The sequence below is a fragment of the Tenacibaculum sp. AWR4_210 genome, from assembly GCF_056160945.1.
This window is the reverse complement of record NZ_JBSWYF010000013.1, coordinates 59,214-75,975: the sequence shown is the minus strand read 5'-3', so window position 1 is coordinate 75,975 and position 16,762 is coordinate 59,214. Positions and strand designations below refer to the sequence as shown.

17 protein-coding genes are annotated in these 16,762 nt (G+C 39.3%); 11 read left to right on the top strand and 6 right to left on the bottom strand.

What is annotated here, in order from left to right; genetic code table 11:
- Nucleotides 1-50: 50 nt before the first annotated feature.
- Both ACXAG7_RS18510 and ACXAG7_RS18505 read right to left on the bottom strand, forming a co-directional pair.
- Nucleotides 51-1,481 (bottom strand): peptide MFS transporter, encoded by a 1,431-nt coding sequence (locus tag ACXAG7_RS18510; protein ID WP_476667743.1) that lies wholly within the window; start codon nucleotides 1,479-1,481, stop codon nucleotides 51-53.
- A 10-nt stretch (nucleotides 1,482-1,491) separates the two neighbouring features.
- Nucleotides 1,492-3,639, bottom strand: coding sequence for a S9 family peptidase (locus ACXAG7_RS18505; protein ID WP_408045250.1), 2,148 nt, complete (start codon nucleotides 3,637-3,639; stop codon nucleotides 1,492-1,494).
- Nucleotides 3,640-3,785: 146 nt separating this feature from the next.
- Between ACXAG7_RS18505 and ACXAG7_RS18500 the strand changes: the two genes are divergently transcribed.
- From ACXAG7_RS18500 to ACXAG7_RS18485, 4 genes are read left to right on the top strand one after another with little or no spacing between them, the layout of a single operon-like run.
- Entirely contained in the window at nucleotides 3,786-5,057 is a 1,272-nt protein-coding gene (locus ACXAG7_RS18500; RefSeq protein WP_476667742.1) for a hydroxymethylglutaryl-CoA reductase, degradative, read from the top strand.
- A 1-nt stretch (nucleotide 5,058) separates the two neighbouring features.
- On the top strand, nucleotides 5,059-6,000 hold the full coding sequence (locus ACXAG7_RS18495) for a GYDIA family GHMP kinase (RefSeq protein ID WP_476667741.1): 942 nt from the start codon (nucleotides 5,059-5,061) through the stop codon (nucleotides 5,998-6,000).
- A gap of 5 nt (nucleotides 6,001-6,005) precedes the next feature.
- Nucleotides 6,006-6,443: a GNAT family N-acetyltransferase gene (locus ACXAG7_RS18490; RefSeq protein WP_476667740.1), complete on the top strand. Its 438-nt coding sequence runs from the start codon at nucleotides 6,006-6,008 to the stop codon at nucleotides 6,441-6,443.
- Nucleotides 6,444-6,446: 3 nt separating this feature from the next.
- Nucleotides 6,447-7,673: a BaiN/RdsA family NAD(P)/FAD-dependent oxidoreductase gene (locus ACXAG7_RS18485; protein WP_408045254.1), complete on the top strand. Its 1,227-nt coding sequence runs from the start codon at nucleotides 6,447-6,449 to the stop codon at nucleotides 7,671-7,673.
- On the opposite strand, the gene ACXAG7_RS18480 is transcribed toward ACXAG7_RS18485, so the two are convergent.
- The 4 genes from ACXAG7_RS18480 to ACXAG7_RS18465 all read right to left on the bottom strand — a co-directional run bounded on the left by ACXAG7_RS18480 (nucleotide 7,662) and on the right by ACXAG7_RS18465 (nucleotide 10,330).
- On the bottom strand, nucleotides 7,662-7,895 hold the full coding sequence (locus ACXAG7_RS18480) for a hypothetical protein (protein ID WP_408045255.1): 234 nt from the start codon (nucleotides 7,893-7,895) through the stop codon (nucleotides 7,662-7,664). The two genes, ACXAG7_RS18485 and ACXAG7_RS18480, sit on opposite strands and share 12 nt — an antisense overlap.
- A 67-nt stretch (nucleotides 7,896-7,962) precedes the next feature.
- A complete protein-coding gene (locus ACXAG7_RS18475; protein ID WP_476667739.1) occupies nucleotides 7,963-8,850 on the bottom strand; it encodes a DUF6624 domain-containing protein in 888 nt (295 codons plus the stop codon).
- A gap of 10 nt (nucleotides 8,851-8,860) precedes the next feature.
- Nucleotides 8,861-9,907 carry a serine hydrolase domain-containing protein gene (locus ACXAG7_RS18470; protein ID WP_476667738.1) on the bottom strand — a complete coding sequence of 349 codons (1,047 nt, stop codon included), beginning with the start codon at nucleotides 9,905-9,907 and terminating at the stop codon, nucleotides 8,861-8,863.
- Between the two features lie 48 nt (nucleotides 9,908-9,955).
- On the bottom strand, nucleotides 9,956-10,330 hold the full coding sequence (locus ACXAG7_RS18465) for a MotA/TolQ/ExbB proton channel family protein (protein WP_408045258.1): 375 nt from the start codon (nucleotides 10,328-10,330) through the stop codon (nucleotides 9,956-9,958).
- Between the two features lie 206 nt (nucleotides 10,331-10,536).
- Here ACXAG7_RS18465 and ACXAG7_RS18460 point away from each other — a divergent pair, with 206 nt between their 5' ends.
- Genes ACXAG7_RS18460 through ACXAG7_RS18430 form a run of 7 tightly spaced genes read left to right on the top strand, consistent with a single transcriptional unit; the run spans nucleotide 10,537 to nucleotide 16,724 of the window.
- A complete protein-coding gene (locus tag ACXAG7_RS18460) occupies nucleotides 10,537-11,604 on the top strand; it encodes a sensor histidine kinase (protein ID WP_476667737.1) in 1,068 nt (355 codons plus the stop codon).
- Nucleotides 11,594-12,295, top strand: a complete 702-nt coding sequence (locus ACXAG7_RS18455; RefSeq protein ID WP_476667736.1) for a LytR/AlgR family response regulator transcription factor — start codon at nucleotides 11,594-11,596, stop codon at nucleotides 12,293-12,295. Before ACXAG7_RS18460 ends, ACXAG7_RS18455 begins: the two co-directional genes overlap by 11 nt.
- A 35-nt stretch (nucleotides 12,296-12,330) precedes the next feature.
- Nucleotides 12,331-13,410, top strand: a complete 1,080-nt coding sequence (gene mvaD / locus ACXAG7_RS18450) for a diphosphomevalonate decarboxylase (RefSeq protein ID WP_408045262.1) — start codon at nucleotides 12,331-12,333, stop codon at nucleotides 13,408-13,410.
- A gap of 21 nt (nucleotides 13,411-13,431) precedes the next feature.
- Nucleotides 13,432-13,926, top strand: a complete 495-nt coding sequence (locus tag ACXAG7_RS18445) for a toxin-antitoxin system YwqK family antitoxin (RefSeq protein ID WP_408045263.1) — start codon at nucleotides 13,432-13,434, stop codon at nucleotides 13,924-13,926.
- 53 nt (nucleotides 13,927-13,979) lie between these two features.
- Complete coding sequence (locus ACXAG7_RS18440) at nucleotides 13,980-14,906, top strand: mevalonate kinase family protein (protein WP_476667735.1); 927 nt, start codon at nucleotides 13,980-13,982, stop codon at nucleotides 14,904-14,906.
- Nucleotides 14,907-14,919: 13 nt separating this feature from the next.
- Nucleotides 14,920-15,837 carry a geranylgeranylglycerol-phosphate geranylgeranyltransferase gene (locus ACXAG7_RS18435; protein ID WP_476667734.1) on the top strand — a complete coding sequence of 306 codons (918 nt, stop codon included), beginning with the start codon at nucleotides 14,920-14,922 and terminating at the stop codon, nucleotides 15,835-15,837.
- A gap of 50 nt (nucleotides 15,838-15,887) precedes the next feature.
- Complete coding sequence (locus ACXAG7_RS18430; protein ID WP_408045266.1) at nucleotides 15,888-16,724, top strand: pseudouridine synthase; 837 nt, start codon at nucleotides 15,888-15,890, stop codon at nucleotides 16,722-16,724.
- Nucleotides 16,725-16,762 lie beyond the last annotated feature (38 nt).

The following is a 16,762-nucleotide window of genomic DNA, read 5'->3' as shown; positions in this document are numbered from 1 at the left end:
CATAACAAACCTCATAATTATAAAATTATGAGGTTTGTTCTTTACTTTATTTAATTTTTATCTGCTAATTCAAATCCTTCTGCTTCTTCATAATTCGTACCTGTAATATCTTCAGCACCATGAGTTAATCGTTTTAATGGCTTTAAAATAGCTAGAATTAACAGTGCAAATAAGGTACAGAAAATTGCGATTCCTGTAAACACTTGGAATTCTCCAGCTCCTTCTGACAACTCTCCGACAAAACCGGCTACTTTATTTCCAAGTCCTGTTGCCGCGAAGTAAGCTCCCATCATAAAAGACGCGTATTTAACCGGTGCTAATTTCGTGATAAACGAAAGTGCCACTGGCGAAGCACACAATTCTCCAATTGTATGAAATAGGTAGGCCAATACCAACCAAATCATCGCTGATTTTTCGGTAATTGTATCTCCATCCATTACTACCTCCATACTCGCTTTACTCATAAAAAAGAAACCGAATCCCATGATAATAACTCCAATAGCCATTTTAAACAATGACGATGATTCTTTCCCTTTTCTTCCCCATTTCGTCCAGAATCCCGCTACTGCAGTCCCGAGTACAATAATGAAAAAGGCATTAATAGACTGGAATACTGCTGCTGGTACTTCATTACCGATCATTGGTAAAGAAAAAGACAACATTCTATCTGTCTTTTGCTCCGTATACAAACTCATCAATCCTCCAGCTTGTTCAAAAGCTCCCCAGAACACGATAATAATCAAGAAAGACAAGAACATTACGAGCATTCTATCTTTTTCGACAGAAGTCAATGGTTTACTCATCAATTCTTTATCGGGAGAATCTTTTTTCCCCAAAAACTCACCTACGCCTTCTAGGTATTTCATCCCGAACATGTACACGAGCTGTCCGAGTGCCATTCCAATTCCAGCCAATCCAAATCCGTAGTGCCATCCCCATTTTGCGGCCACAGCTCCTACTAATAAAGCTCCTAAAAAAGCTCCTAAATTAATTCCTATATAAAAAATATAAAATCCGGTATCTCTTCGGTCGTCTCCTTTTTTATACAAACCTCCTACCATTGTTGAGATATTCGGCTTTAAAAATCCAACTCCGATAACGATTAATACCAATCCAGTAAAAAACGCCCATTGCGCATCAATTGCTAAGACTCCGTGTCCTAAACAGAGCAATAAACCACCGAGCATTACGGCTTTCTTCTGTCCAATAAATTTATCGGCAATCCACCCACCTGGGATAGAGGTCAAATACACGAACATCGTATAGGTACCGTAGAAAGACAAAGTTTCTGCATTGGTCCATCCGTAGCCCGATTGCGGATCTCCTAGAAGTACAGGAGCTGCTAAAAACAAGGTTAATATTGCTCGCATTCCATAATATGAAAAGCGCTCCCACATCTCTACAAAGAAAAGCACATATAGTCCTACCGGATGCCCCAAGAATTCATTTTCTGAAGGCCGTTTAATTACTGAATTCGCCATAAGTTATATTTTATAAATTGTTTTTAATAAAGTTGGTCATTTTAGTATACAGGTGATAACGTGTATTTCCACCGTAGATTCCGTGATTTTTATCCGGATACATCGCCCAGTCAAACTGCTTGTTTGCTTGGATGAGCGCTTCAGCCATACGGTAGGCATTTTGAACATGTACATTGTCGTCACCGGTTCCATGTACTAATAAATACTTTCCTTTTAACAATTCAGGATAATTTAATGGCGAGTTATCGTCATACCCCTTTGGATTTTCCTCAGGAGTTCTCATATAACGCTCTGTATAAATTGAGTCGTAAAAACGCCACGTAGTAACTGGAGCTACTGCGATGGCCATTTTAAACACCTCGTTTCCTTTTAATAAACAATTGGTACTCATATGACCTCCGAAAGACCATCCCCAGATACCTATGCGGTTTCCGTCTACGAAAGGTAATTTCGCCAACTCTTTTGCTGCCGCAATTTGATCTTCCGTTTCGTGTTTTACCAAGTTCATATACGTAACCTTTTTAAAATCACGTCCTTTGTATCCCGTTCCTCTTCCGTCAACACAAACAACGATAATTCCTTGTTGTGCCAACATTTGATGCCAGTAATCGTTTGAACCATTCCAACTGTTGGCAACACTTTGCGAACCAGGACCAGAATATTGATACATGAATACTGGATACTTCTTGTTTGCATCAAAATCAGCAGGCTTAATCATGTACATATTGACATCATTACCGTTTATATTCAGAGTAGAAAACTCCTTTTTAGACAATTTGAAACCAGCTACCGTTGCTTTCAGTGCTGCATTGTCTTTAATAGTTTTCAACACCTTTCCTTCCTCATTTCTCAAGGTATACACTGGAGGTGTATTGGCATCAGAGAAGGTATTGATAAAGTAGTGCATATTTTTACTAAAAGAAGCTCTGTTTGTCCCTGACTTTTCACTTAATAACTTTTTGTTTTTTCCGTCAAGTGCGATGCTGTAAACTCCTCTATTGATCGATCCATTTTCAACAGATTGATAAAAAATCGTATTTTTTTCCGTATCAATTCCGTAGTATTTAGTTACCTCCCAAGGTCCTTTAGTAACTTGGTTGATTAGATTTCCGTCTTTACCGTAGTGATAGATATGATTAAATCCATCTTTTTCACTCGTCCAAAGAAAGCTATTGTCTGCAAGGAAAGTCAAATCATCAGTCACATCAACATAAGCTGCATCTTTTTCGTTTAAGATCATTTTACTGCTGTAGTCCTCTGCATTGACAAAGTACATTCTTAAATCGTTTTGATGACGATTTAGGGTACGCACTGATAAAACAGCTGCTTCTTTAGTCCATTTTATGCGTGGAATATACTCGTATTCTCCCACTGTAATTTCAGCGGTCTTGTTAGATCCCATAGTAAAGATTCGAAGACTCACCTTTGCGTTAGCCTCTCCTGCCTTAGGGTACTTAAACACGTGTTGACTTGGGTATTTTCCCGTACCGTACATATCCATCGAAAACGTTTTCACTTGACTCTCATCAAAACGCAAATACGCTAGGTGCTTACTATTAGCACTCCACTCGAATGCGCGTACAAATCCGAATTCTTCTTCGTACACCCAATCTGTAATTCCATTGATAATTTCATTTTTCTTTCCATCCGTAGTGATTTTGAACACTGTTTCGTATTCAGAAAAATCTTTGATGTATAAGTTATTGTCCTTTGCGTAGGCAATTTTTTTGCTATCCGGAGAAAAGGTTGGTCGTTGAATATCCTCACCGATTAAGGACAATTTTTTTGTTGCGATATCGTACAGGTAATAGGTACCTAAAAACGAACGACGAAAAATTTGTTTGAAGTTCAGTCCTAAAATTAATTTGGTTTCATCGTTGTTAAATTGATACGATTGAAAATACTGTAATTTTTCCAAATCTTTACTGTCTACAATCGTCGCCACTTTTTCCAGTGATTCATAACTGTATTTGTCAACGGAAGAGCTTCCGTTTTCATAGTTTAAAAGCGAATAAAAATCGCCATTCATCGAATTCAATGAATTCATGTAATCGGCTCTAAACGTGCCTTTTTTCCATATATCCTCTAGAGTTATATCTTTTTGCTGGGCTTGCATAACAGAAGCAACTCCAATAAAAAATATTAACAGTTTTTTCATATTTAGTTGTCGTTTAAATAAAAAGTTTGCCAAGTTTACGGAAAATTCATTAAAATTTGATTGAAAAAGCTTAGAAATATATACAAACAAAGCGATTTTAACAGGATTCAATTATCTTTGACCCCACTAAAAAATATCAAGAGCGAATGTCTAAAGTGATTTCAGGATTTTCCAAACTTACGAAGGAAGAAAAAATACAGTGGTTAACCCGTAATTTTTTCAATAATGAAGACCAGGTTCACACAACCATACGACAGTATTGGAACTCCGACGAAGCCCTACAACAGCTTCACGACGATTTTATAGAAAACACCATTACCAATTTCTATATGCCTTATGGTATTGCTCCCAATTTCATTATCAACGGAAAAGAGCACGTAATTCCTATGGTCGTTGAGGAGAGTTCTGTGGTAGCAGCAGCATCGTTGGTGGCAAAATTTTGGAGTACTCGAGGCGGATTTAAAACTCGTGTTATTTCGACCACCAAAATTGGACAGGTACACTTTATGTATGAGGGTGACAAAGCCGAATTACAACAGTATTTCGAAACGCAAAAACCTCAGCTACTCGAAGCAACAGCTCCCATTACTAAAAACATGGAAAAACGAGGTGGTGGTATTCAATCAATTACCTTGGTCGACAAAACAGCTTCTCTAGCGAACTATTATCAATTACACGTTACTTTTGAAACGGTTGATTCTATGGGGGCCAACTTTATCAACTCTTGTTTGGAAGCCATGGCTAAACAGTTCAGAAAAGACGATATCGAAATTGTCATGAGCATACTCTCAAACTACGTTCCTGACTGTGTCGTTCGTTCGGAGGTTTCTTGTAAAGTCGCCGACTTAGGAGGTGATGATCCAGAAAAATTCGCCAGAAAATTTGAACAAGCAGTTAAAATAGCAGAAATAGAACCCTATAGGGCTGTCACCCATAACAAGGGAATAATGAACGGAATTGACGCGGTTGTACTCGCTACAGGAAATGATTTCAGAGCTATTGAAGCTGGAGCTCATGCTTACGCTTCAAAATCGGGACAATACAGCAGTTTAACACATTGCGAAATCAAGGACGGTATCTTCACCTTTTGGATAGAAATTCCATTGGCCTTGGGGACCGTTGGTGGATTGACCGCACTACACCCGATGGCCAAGCTATCTTTAGACATGATGGGAAAACCAAGTGCACGCGAACTTATGGAAATTATGGCCACTGCTGGTTTGGCACAAAACTTCGCTGCTTTAAGAGCTTTAACCACCAAAGGTATCCAACACGGGCATATGAAAATGCACCTCATGAATATATTGAATCAGTTAGGAGCCACAGCACAAGAAAAAGAAAACATTAGCAAACAATTTGAAAATCAAACGGTTTCTCACAGCGCAGTTGTAGAGGCCTTTCATAAATTACGCAGTTAAATTGGAGAGATATTACAGTAACGGGAAATTATTACTTACCGGGGAGTACTTGGTATTGGACGGAGCTCATGCCCTAGCGGTTCCGACCGTATTTGGGCAAGACTTAACTGTTGAGCCCATCAATGACCCTCTGTTAATTTGGGGGAGTTTTACCGCTGATGGTACCTGCTGGTTCGAAGCTCAATTTGAGTTACCCAAACTGCGATTGCTCTCGGCAACCTTTGATTCTAGTCGCGAAGGCAGCTCAGAATTTATTGCCGAAACACTGCAAAACATTCTTCAAGAAGCCAGGAAATTAAATCCAGCATTCTTAAACTCTGATCAAGGGTACCTCGTAAAAACGCATTTGACGTTTCCGAGAAACTGGGGGCTAGGAAGTTCGTCTACCTTGATTAATAATATTGCCACTTGGGCAAAAGTAGATGCTTTTAAACTTTTGTGGAATGCCTTTTCAGGCAGCGGTTACGACATTGCTTGTGCCCAAAATAACAATCCAATACGTTACAAATTAACTGGAGAACAGGACCCCAGTACTACAGAGGTTAGCTACCGTCCTGAATTTGCAGATACGTTGTTTTTCGTGTTCCTCAACCAAAAACAAAACAGTAGAGAAGGCATTGCTCGCTACAAGGAAAAACGCCATGAGATTCAGCGACACTTGACCACTGTTGATGCGCTTACCGAAGCCTTTATACAAGCTAAGAATGTTGATGAACTCTCAGAAGTTATTACCGAACACGAAACACTGATAGGAAATATCATTCAACAGCCTACTGTAAAAGAGCGGTTATTTACGGACTACCACGGAGCCGTAAAAAGCTTAGGTGCCTGGGGTGGTGACTTTGTGTTAGCAACAGGCGACAGTACTAGTGTTTCCTACTTTAAAGAAAAAGGATATACTACGGTAATACCCTACACAAAAATGATACTGGGTTACGAATAAAACACATGATACGACTTTACACTCCGCAAGACCAACCGCAACTCTTAGCCTTAATAGATAGGTTAATTCCTTCTGCATTCGCCAAAGAGGAACGTCGGGATTTTGAAACCTACCTCAACGAGGGCAGAGAAGATTACTTTGTGTACGAACACGAAGGAAAACTCATTGGAAGCGGAGGAGTTAACTACCTAAAAAACACCAATACTGCGCGATTATCATGGGATTTGGTACATCCTGATTTTCACGGCAGCGGTATTGGATCACAGTTAGTACAACACCGCATTGCGCATGTAAAAAAAGCAAAGCAATATGCTATATTGGAAGTACGAACCTCACAGGTAGCCTTTCAATTTTATCAAAAGTTCGGATTTCAAACCCTACAAATCACCGAGAATTACTGGGCTGAAGGATTCGATTTATACCATATGACTCAAGCGTTATAGCACATGAAAAAAGTAATTATCATTGGCGGTGGTGCCGCAGGCTTTTTTACCGCCATCAACTTAAAAGAACAGCTTCCAACTCTTGAAGTAACCTTGTTAGAAAAGGGAAAAGAAGTACTCCAGAAAGTTAAAATCTCTGGAGGAGGAAGGTGCAATGTTACCCATGCCTGTTTTGATCCCAAAGAGCTCGTTACCTTTTATCCAAGAGGACAAAAAGAACTCTTAGGTCCTTTTCATAAATTCATGACTGGTGACACCTTTGAATGGTTCGAATCCAAAGGAGTTCCTTTAAAAATTGAAGGTGACAATCGCGTATTTCCGGAAGCGAATAGCTCGCAAGCCATCATTGACTGTTTTCAAAAATGCGTTCGAGATTTGCAAATTACCGTCCACAAAAATCAGGGAGTCCTCACCGTTGAGCAACTCGAAAATCAGTGGCAGGTACAAACAAAAACAACCACCTATCAAGCCGACTTTGTAGTCATGGCTGCTGGAAGTAGTAAAAAAATTTGGGACCTGTGTCACGACCAACTCAACCACCGTATTGTACCACCAGTTCCCTCGCTCTTTACTTTTAATATCAAAGATCAACGCCTCGTAGATCTAGGAGGAATTTCTGTTCCTCATGCAAGTGTAAAAATTTTAGGAACCAAACTGGAAAATGAAGGTCCCTTACTCATTACTCATTGGGGATTGAGTGGCCCTGCTATTTTAAAACTCTCCGCTTTTGGTGCTCGAATTTTGGCCGATAAAAACTACCAATATCAAGTAGAGGTAAACTGGTTAGGACTTCCTACTGAACACATCGAAGAGCAATTGATCAATTTAAAACATACCGAAGCAAAAAAACTCATTTCCCTACGCTCGCCTTTTTCTGAGATTCCGAGAAGACTTTGGGAACGCCTTGTTACAGCAGCAGGGATCCGCTCAAATCAAAAATGGGCAGACCTCAGCAACAAGCAACTGCAGCAACTAAGTACAGCACTAACTAAAAGCACTTTTAACGCTAACGGAAGAACCACCTTTAAAGAAGAATTTGTAACAGCTGGAGGTGTTGACCTCAAGGAAATTGATTTCAAACACTTCCAAAGTAGAATTCACTCCAATCTCTATTTTGTAGGTGAAGTCTTAAATATCGATGCTGTTACTGGTGGATTCAATTTCCAAAATGCATGGACAGGCGGCTTTATCTGTGCTCAAAGTATTGCACAAAAATGCCTAAGCCAATAAACCTCGGTGGGGCTTTAGTGCATCTCTAAATGTTTTCATGTGTGCTTCATCAACAATAATATAAGCGATGCTGTGCATATCGTTCAGGGTTTCGTGTGCAACCTCGTGAAACGGCAGGTTATCAATGGCTGCAAACTCTTTGAGGTGGATACAGTGATGCTTGGCTGTTTCTAATCCGTCAGGACCTTTAAAGTCCCAGACTAACTTGATCTTTCTATTCAAAATCTAGAAGTTTATAAATTCCAGACAAAAATACCCATTTTAAAAAAATGGGTACCTATCAATACACTTATTCTTGTGGAATTGTCCACTTGAAATTAATTTTTCGTTTTAAATACACTGCAAGAGGCTCTAAACCTATGGCTTTTCTACGCGCGTCCACACTACTCGGATCCGCTACTGGAAAGGGCTCCAGCTGACGATTACTTCCATAGCGAAATTGCATCCCATACCATTGTTCTTTTCCCTGGTTCACTAGTATCCTATCGTAAATTTTAGCGTATTCTAAACAGCTTCCTTGCTCGCTTTCACAAGCCTTTTTCACCATTGGTAAATACGCTACTCGCACACTATCTTCCGGGTGATGGTTGATTACTAATAGAGGAGCATCAGCTGCCAACTTCCCTACCTGATCATATCGCGGCCATCCGTACTTTTTAAGTAACTTCTTTAACTCCTTAAAATTCTCTGTCGTTATCTTCTTTTTCTGTGCTGCGATCGGATAATACCAATGTGGCACTTCCCCTGTCTTTGCATACTGTGCTTTTGCCATATCCAACTGATAATCGAAGGCTTGATCTTTCATAATAACGCGCAGCAATAACCTTGCATAGTCAGGATTTTTTAGCTGTTGCTTTGCCAATTGCCGCTTTTCAATTGCGATCCAGCGTTGGTCACTCGTGAGTGCTCTTAAATCATTATCTGCCAAAACCCAAAGCGTGGAGTCTTTCTTTAATGCTCTATCTAAATAGGTAAATGCCTTTTCTACGCGATGGGTCAAGGCATATGCACAAGCTAAATTATAAGTGTTCCTAGCATTCTCCGGATCCGTACTATAGGTCATTTCATAAGCTGTGATGGCTTTCTCAAGCATTCCTTTTTTTCGGAAGGCATCTCCCTTTTGCTGTGCTCGTAACATCAACGAGCAGCAGCAAAAAAATAATAAGAAATATCTCATACTACCAACGTTAGCCCTGAGAACTCAAGAAGATCTCCAATACTTGAATCGCCGTAGGTGTCATCTGAACATTGGAAGCATTAAAGGTCATCGCTACTGTTATTTTCAACTGTGGAATACTAAAAACCACCGCCTTGTATCCGTCGACAGCACCGTCATGACCAATTACCTGTAAGCCTTTGTAATTCATTACCGACACTCCCATTCCCATTTCTTCTTCCGGTGTTAGCATGGCTTTCAAACTCTTTGAAGACAACAAACTTCCCTTCAGTAAATGATGGTAAAAATGCGTAATTTCATCAGCCGTACTCACTACTCCTCCAGCTCCCATGGTATTGGCTAAACAGGTCGTTTTAGGTACTGCTTCCCAGCCACTTCCCCCATCGTAATAAGGCAATGCGCTGTTTTGAGATACAAAGGCCTTCATGGCAAATCCAGTTTTTTTCAGTTGAAGCGGTTTTACTATGGCACGGTGAAGCAAGGTACCAAAATCAAGACCACTCACCTTTTCGGCAATATAAGACAACAACAAGTAATTGGTATTAGAATAGGCCGTTTTGGTATTTGGCGGAAATACGGCAGCATGGTTTGCGATCCGCGTCAACATTTCCTCCTGAGTTCTTCGCTGCCTAACCCAAGTATGAAAACCTTCTCCTTGGAGTACATCAAATAGGCCGCTGCGATGCTTTAATAAATCGATCAAGCGAATTTCTGAAGCATTGGGCAAGGATGGAAAAAATCGGTCCAAGCGCTCCTCTAGCGTAAGCTTCCCTTGATCTACCAACTGTAAAATCAATACTGCTGTATAGGTTTTAGAAATTGAACCAATTTTATACACCGTAGTTTTATTGGCCTCTTTTGGTGGCTGTAACCTCGCTTTGCCAAAAGAGTACTGATAAACGGGGTTGCCCGCTTGCCGAACACTCACCGTTCCCATGGCTTTCTCGCTAGAAGCTAGCTCATTAAAAAAGGCGTCTAATTTATCTTTTTGGAATGCCTGTAGTTGTCCTATGGACGCAGCAATCCATACTCCGAAGAATAGTACAATTTTATTCATAAGTCGTTTTCGTTATTTAATCAGTAAAAAGTTAGAAAAAAGTAAAATTTAGTTGTTCTTGTTCTTTAAAGTCAAGCCCAATAATCCCAATCGAGCGATTAAGAATACCAGCATCCCGAAAGAAGGGGATAACAAACCGATCTTCAATCCTCCAGCGAGCACTTCAAAAGAGGTTCCTCCACTTATGGAAATAGAATCAAAAGCCGAAATCAAGCCCATCATCATTCCTAAAAACCCCCAAACTAAGGCAAACAAGCTCAGGTGACTCACAATTTTAGCCAGCTTTTGACTTTGCTCTTCACTTAAAAACGCTTTACCGAGCAACAGTATACACATTACTAACAACACTAAAAGCGGATACATAAAAACAGGGCCTCCTTCTGTAAGTCTCGTAAAAATACTTCCCATAAAAACAGTAATCATTTTTTTTAATTTTAAAGTTATACCTCAAAACTACTCAGCATCACAACGCTTTTGATTTATTTGCGACCTTCACAAGTAAAACTGCGATAAACGACCAATTCAACAATTGTGAAGGTAAATATACGCGCTTCCAGTCAAAAGCAGTGTAAATTTGGTTATTCACCGCAAATAATCCGTATCTACCACAAAAAGAGTATTATTGCATTATGACCCGTTTTTTAACACCTATTCTCAAACGTAGCTCAGAAATACTCATCCATATTGGTTTTTGGATTGGAGTCTATTTCTTTTACACCTATTTTTTAGGATACGGTAGTAATAATACCGCTTATGTTAATCACTTTTCTTGGTTTCTGTTGCCTGTAACCATCCTGATGAGTTATTTTTTTCACTGTTACCTCATCCCTAAATACTTGCACAATAAACAACCAGGTCTGTTTCTTCTCTACAGTTGTTATACCCTGATCATTTCATTCTTCCTGATAGCCATTTCCATACTTTATGGCTTTGTATTCTCACATCACTACCTAGAGCAAGAGAGTGTTTTACCACTCACCAAAGGCCTCGTCTTTATTATCCTTGTTGTGTACTTAGTGGTATTCATCAGCATAATACTTAGTTTTTTACGACTCCAATTGCTAACAGACAAAAAAAATGAAGCCGTAAAACATCAATTTCTCGCTACGCAATTACAACTTAAAGATCAAGAATTGCGATTTTTAAAAATGCAAATTCACCCTCATTTCCTTTTCAATACCTTAAATACGATGTACGGATTTGCTTTGAAGAAGGCCGATGAAACGCCAGACATGATTTTAAAACTATCTCAGTTACTCGATTATATACTGTATCAGATTGAAAAGCCTACTGTTTCCCTTGCCGATGAAATTCAACATATCAAAAATTACATCGCCTTAGAAAAAATGAGGTTTCAAGAGAGTTTACAAATCGACATATCCACACCTCAACTCAAGAGCTATCAAGAGATTCCCCCCATGCTCTTTTTACCCTTTGTAGAAAACGCTTTTAAACACGGAAGTAGAATAGACGGTGTGCTACAAGTAAGCATTTCTTTATTGTTACTCGACAATCACTTGGAGTTTACTGTGGTGAACAGCACTCGTAACCAGCACTCTAATCACACCGGCATTGGACTCGAAAACATTCGCAAACGCCTAAAGATGATTTTTAAAGACACGTATGACTTACAAACGGAAAGAGTTGCCGAAACATTTACTGCCACCCTTAAAATCCCGCTTAGCAATGACCTCTAAAATTACCTGCATACTCGTTGATGATGAACCTATGGCTCGCGAAATTCTCAGTACTTATATCGCCAAAACACCTCAACTCAAATTACTCGCTGCGTGCTCCAGTGCCACTGAAGCCTTAGAAGTGCTACAATCCACACCTGTAGACCTCATTTTCCTGGACATCAACATGCCAGAAGTATCCGGACTCAGTTTGGCCAAAGCGATTCATCAACAGACTCAACTAATATTTACAACAGCATACCGGGAATACGCCTTGGACGGTTTTGAGCTAAATGCTATCGACTATTTGCTAAAACCCATAGCCTTTGACCGCTTTTTAACCGCTATCAGAAAACTCTCCATTCCTAAATCGAATCGCTCTGAAGCTACGGGGATTTTTGACGACTTTATGTTTGTCCGAGCAGACCGCAAAATGATCAAAGTGAACTTTCAGGATATCATTTATATCGAAAGTCTCAGCGACTACCTAAAAATACACTGTCACTCACAAACACTTACCATAAGAGAAACCATCAGTAATATCGAGCAACGGTTACCTACACATCAGTTTCTGCGTACCCATCGATCGTACATCATCAGTATTCCCCAGATACTTTCGTATACAAACGAATATATTGAAGTCGCGCAAAAGGCCATTCCAATCAGTAGGAGTTACAAAGAAATTGTCCTACAAAAACTGGAATCTTTTTAGACGGAAAAGGGTTATATTTGTCAAAAATTTTTACTTTGAACACAGCTGATTTTATTTTCAATACTGACGAATACCACATCGACGAAGCACATTATACCTGGCGTACTCCTAGTAATATCGCCTTGGTAAAATACTGGGGAAAGAGCGACCCTCAGCTCCCAAAGAATGCTTCAATAAGTTTTACGTTAAACAATTGTCATACGACTACGAGTATTCGTTTTTCAAAAACAGCTGCAAAGGAAGAAGCACAGTTTGAATTGTTTTTTGAAGGAGAGAAAAAAGAAGACTTCAAACCTAAAATCGCAAAATTCTTTAAACGCATTCAAGAGTACTGTCCATACGTGCTTCAGTACGACATGCATATTGAATCGTCAAATTCGTTTCCACACAGTAGTGGAATAGCCTCTTCTGCGAGTGGAATGAGTGCCATTGCCATGTGTTTAATGAACTTAGAACAAGCTCTGAACCCTGAAATTTCAGCAGACTACCTAAAACAAAAAGCCTCTTTCTTAGCTCGATTAGGCTCGGGTAGTGCCAGCAGAAGTATCGAAGGGCCATTAGTAGTTTGGGGTACCCACGAGGCCGTAGCAGGAAGTTCTGATCTTTTTGGTGTTCGATTACCTAATGCTGTACACCCTGTATTCGAAGACTATCAGGATTGTATTTTACTCGTTGATAAAGGTGAAAAACAGGTGTCGAGTACCGTTGGGCATAACTTAATGTTCAATCATCCGTTTGCTGAGCGAAGATTTGAGCAAGCCAACGACAATTTAGCCGAACTCTTGCAAGTATTGGCATCAGGAGACCTCGAGAAGTTTATTAGTATCGTAGAAAGCGAAGCGTTGACCTTGCATGCAATGATGCTAACCAGCGAACCGTACTTCATACTCATGAAACCCAATACCCTAGAAATTATTCAACGTATTTGGGAATTCAGAAAAACTACTGGCAGTCATGTTTGCTTTACCCTCGATGCAGGAGCAAATGTTCACGTACTGTACCCAAAGTCTGAAAAACAGCAAGTTGAGTCATTCATAAACACCGAATTGTTAAAATTTTGCCAAAAAAATCAGTATATTTGTGATAATACGGGTTTGGGTGCACAAACCATTTAACAATTTAATTCCCTTAATACTATGAGAACATCAACATGGATACTAGTGTTGTTTGTTGGCTTGATGACTACGTCATTAACAGCTCAGGAAACAACGTGGTTTGACGCTAATTGGCAAGTAACCACCAAGGACAACGCGAAGTATTACCGTCCGAGTCCTAAGAAAATAAAAGACGGTTATTGGATTGTAGACTATTACCAGAACGGTAAAGTACAAATGGAAGGGTTTAGTTCGGTAAATACTCCTGGCGAAGAAAATTTCGAAGGACTTGTTACCTACTATTTTGAAAACGGAACTCCCTCACATGAGGCCAACTACAAAGACGGAAAGCTTCACGGCATTCGCAAGGTATACTACGAATCAGGAGAACTAAAAGAACAAGGAAAATACAAGAACGGAAAACGTGAAGGTATTTGGAAAACATTTTATAAAAACGGAAAAATCAAAGAAAAGGGAAAATACAAGAACAACGAAAAAGTAGGCGTTTGGAAAACTTTTTACAAAAACGTGTATTAATAAGTTGTAAACTAGCGGTTTTACCCTTATTTTTGTAAGGTAATCTAACAATTATGAAAGGACCACTGTTTTACGCAAAGATTTTACTCTTCGGAGAATACGGAATCATCAAGGACTCCAAAGGACTTGCCATTCCCTTTAACTCTTACAAAGGAGCGTTAAAATCTGCCAAAAACTTAACTGGAGAAGCAAAAAAATCAAACGAGAGTTTGGCTGAATTTTACTCGTATTTATCGACACTGAATTCAGACATCGTACAATTTGATTTAGTGAGTTTACAAGAAGATGTAGCTCAAGGTATGTATTTTGATTCATCGATCCCTCAGGGATACGGTGTGGGAAGTTCTGGTGCCTTGGTAGCCTCTATCTACGATAAATACGCTACAGACAAAATTACGGTACTCGAAAACTTAACGAGAGACAAACTGCTCACCTTGAAGCAAATTTTTGCTTTGATGGAATCGTTTTTCCACGGGAAGAGTTCTGGATTAGACCCTTTAAACTCTTATTTGAGCTTGCCGATATTAATCAACTCAAAAGAGCATATAGAAGCCACGGGAATCCCTTCTCAGAAAGAAGGAAAGGGTGCTGTATTTTTGCTAGACTCTGAGCAGATAGGAGAAACAGAACCTATGGTTAACATCTTTATGAACAAGATGAAAAACGAAGGTTTTAGAACCATGCTTAGCGAAGAGTTTTCAGCGCATACCGATGCTTGTATCGAAGATTTCTTACAAGGAAACATCAAATCGCTTTTTACCAATGTTAAAATGCTATCAAAAGTAGTACTCGCGAATTTTAAACCCATGATTCCATCGGCATTTCACAAAGTCTGGGAACAAGGTTTACAAACCAACGATTACTATTTGAAGCTTTGCGGTTCTGGTGGAGGTGGATACATCCTCGGGTTTACAGAAGACTATGAAAAAGCAAAAAAACATTTAAAAGATTACAAACTAGAATTAGTTTACAGATTTTAATTAATCACTTGCTATGAGTTCAGTGAGAGCGAATACTTTTTTATTAAAGATATTTAGCCTCTTATCAGTCGTAAGAGGATACAACATATTAGTTCTAATAGCAGCCCAGTATTTGGCTGCTATTTTCATTTTTTCAGAGAAGAAGTCCTTGCGACACGTATTGCTCGATCCGCATTTGTTTTATCTGGTAGTGGCTACGGTGTGTGTTGTTGCAGGCGGTTATATCATTAATAATTTCTACGACGCCAAAGCCGACCGTATCAACCGTCCTATTAAAGCGGGACTGGACGCCTATGTAAAACAAGAAACTAAGCTCACCTTATATTTCACACTTAACCTAATCGGTTTTGGATTTGGCTATTTAGTTTCTTGGCGTGCTGGCTTATTCTTTGCCTCTTATATCTTTGGAATTTGGTTTTATTCGCACAAACTTAAAAAAAGTGCCGTGCTCGGCCTTATTTCTGTTACAGTACTGACCATACTTCCCTTCTTTGCCATTTTTGTTCATTACAAAAATTTCTCCAATGTAATTTTTGTACATGCCTGCTTTTTATTCTTTGTCATTATCGTACGCGAACTCATCAAAGACCTCGAAAACATGCAAGGAGCCGTCGCTAATAACTATAACACCTTTCCCGTAAAATACGGTGAACGCACGACCAAAAAACTCATTATAAGTTTACTTTTACTCACACTAGTACCCGTGGCCATCCTCTACAATTACCCAGCTATTACTTATATGAAGTACTACTTTTACCTAGCGGCCACTGTACTTGTCTTTGTTGGCTTCTTCGCCTTCAAAGCCCAAGAGAAAAACCAATACCGCCTACTTCATAACATTTTGAAAATCTTATTATTGGTTGGTGTTTTTAGTTTACTATTTATCGATAAATCCTTAATTTTAGACAAAGTCGTAGAGGTTTTAGATTAAAAATCAAATAATTAACGTACCTTTGCGGCCGTTTTATTAAAAATATTCATATGAATTCTAAAAACTCGTCGAGAGGACGACAAGCTGGTCGTAACAGCAATCCTCGCAAAAATAGTCCGTATAAAAAGAACTTTAAAAAGCCTAGTACCAACGCTAAACCTGCAGCTCAAAAAGAAGACAATGGTGTGCGTTTAAACAAATACATTGCCAATGCAGGTATCTGTTCAAGGCGTGAAGCAGACACGTATATCGAGCACGGAAGTGTTCATGTCAACGGTAAGCTCGTTACTGAAATGGGATACAAGGTACAACCTACCGATGAAGTTCGTTTTGACGGTACTCTTATCAGTATGGAGAAAAAACGTTATGTACTTCTCAACAAACCTAAGAATTACATCACGACTATGGAGGATGACCGCGGACGAAAAACCGTTATGGAGCTCGTTCAAAATGCTACCAAAGAGCGTATCTACCCTGTAGGTCGTTTAGACAGAAATACTACAGGATTATTATTGTTCACCAACGATGGAGAACTCGCAAAAAAACTTACCCATCCAAAGCACAACGTGCGTAAATTATACCACGCAACTTTAGATAAGAAATTAACCTTAGCCGATTTGGAAAAATTGAGAGGAGATGTTGTTATCGAAGGTAAGCGCGTGTTTATTGACGCTGTTTCTTATGTAGAAGGTGAAAAGAAAAATGAAGTTGGTATTGAAATTCACTCTGGAAGAAACAGAATCGTTCGTAAAATTTTCGAACACTTCGGATATAACGTAATTAAATTGGATCGCGTAATTTTTGCTGGACTTACCAAGAAAAATCTACCGAGAGGGCGTTGGAGAGCTTTAACCAACCAAGAAGTGAATACCTTACACATGTTATAATAAACAACAAAAACCGAGCAAATTGCTCGGTTTTTTTA

What these genes read in the sequence shown, in the direction of transcription:
- ACXAG7_RS18510 (WP_476667743.1), bottom strand. Translation starts at nt 1,481, where the DNA reads ATGGCGAATTCAGTAATTAAACGGCCTTCAGAAAATGAATTCTTGGGG.
- ACXAG7_RS18505 (WP_408045250.1), bottom strand. Translation starts at nt 3,639, where the DNA reads ATGAAAAAACTGTTAATATTTTTTATTGGAGTTGCTTCTGTTATGCAA.
- ACXAG7_RS18500 (WP_476667742.1), top strand. Translation starts at nt 3,786, where the DNA reads ATGTCTAAAGTGATTTCAGGATTTTCCAAACTTACGAAGGAAGAAAAA.
- ACXAG7_RS18490 (WP_476667740.1), top strand. Translation starts at nt 6,006, where the DNA reads ATGATACGACTTTACACTCCGCAAGACCAACCGCAACTCTTAGCCTTA.
- ACXAG7_RS18485 (WP_408045254.1), top strand. Translation starts at nt 6,447, where the DNA reads ATGAAAAAAGTAATTATCATTGGCGGTGGTGCCGCAGGCTTTTTTACC.
- ACXAG7_RS18475 (WP_476667739.1), bottom strand. Translation starts at nt 8,850, where the DNA reads ATGAGATATTTCTTATTATTTTTTTGCTGCTGCTCGTTGATGTTACGA.
- ACXAG7_RS18470 (WP_476667738.1), bottom strand. Translation starts at nt 9,907, where the DNA reads ATGAATAAAATTGTACTATTCTTCGGAGTATGGATTGCTGCGTCCATA.
- ACXAG7_RS18465 (WP_408045258.1), bottom strand. Translation starts at nt 10,330, where the DNA reads ATGATTACTGTTTTTATGGGAAGTATTTTTACGAGACTTACAGAAGGA.
- ACXAG7_RS18460 (WP_476667737.1), top strand. Translation starts at nt 10,537, where the DNA reads ATGACCCGTTTTTTAACACCTATTCTCAAACGTAGCTCAGAAATACTC.
- ACXAG7_RS18455 (WP_476667736.1), top strand. Translation starts at nt 11,594, where the DNA reads ATGACCTCTAAAATTACCTGCATACTCGTTGATGATGAACCTATGGCT.
- ACXAG7_RS18445 (WP_408045263.1), top strand. Translation starts at nt 13,432, where the DNA reads ATGAGAACATCAACATGGATACTAGTGTTGTTTGTTGGCTTGATGACT.
- ACXAG7_RS18440 (WP_476667735.1), top strand. Translation starts at nt 13,980, where the DNA reads ATGAAAGGACCACTGTTTTACGCAAAGATTTTACTCTTCGGAGAATAC.
- ACXAG7_RS18435 (WP_476667734.1), top strand. Translation starts at nt 14,920, where the DNA reads ATGAGTTCAGTGAGAGCGAATACTTTTTTATTAAAGATATTTAGCCTC.
- ACXAG7_RS18430 (WP_408045266.1), top strand. Translation starts at nt 15,888, where the DNA reads ATGAATTCTAAAAACTCGTCGAGAGGACGACAAGCTGGTCGTAACAGC.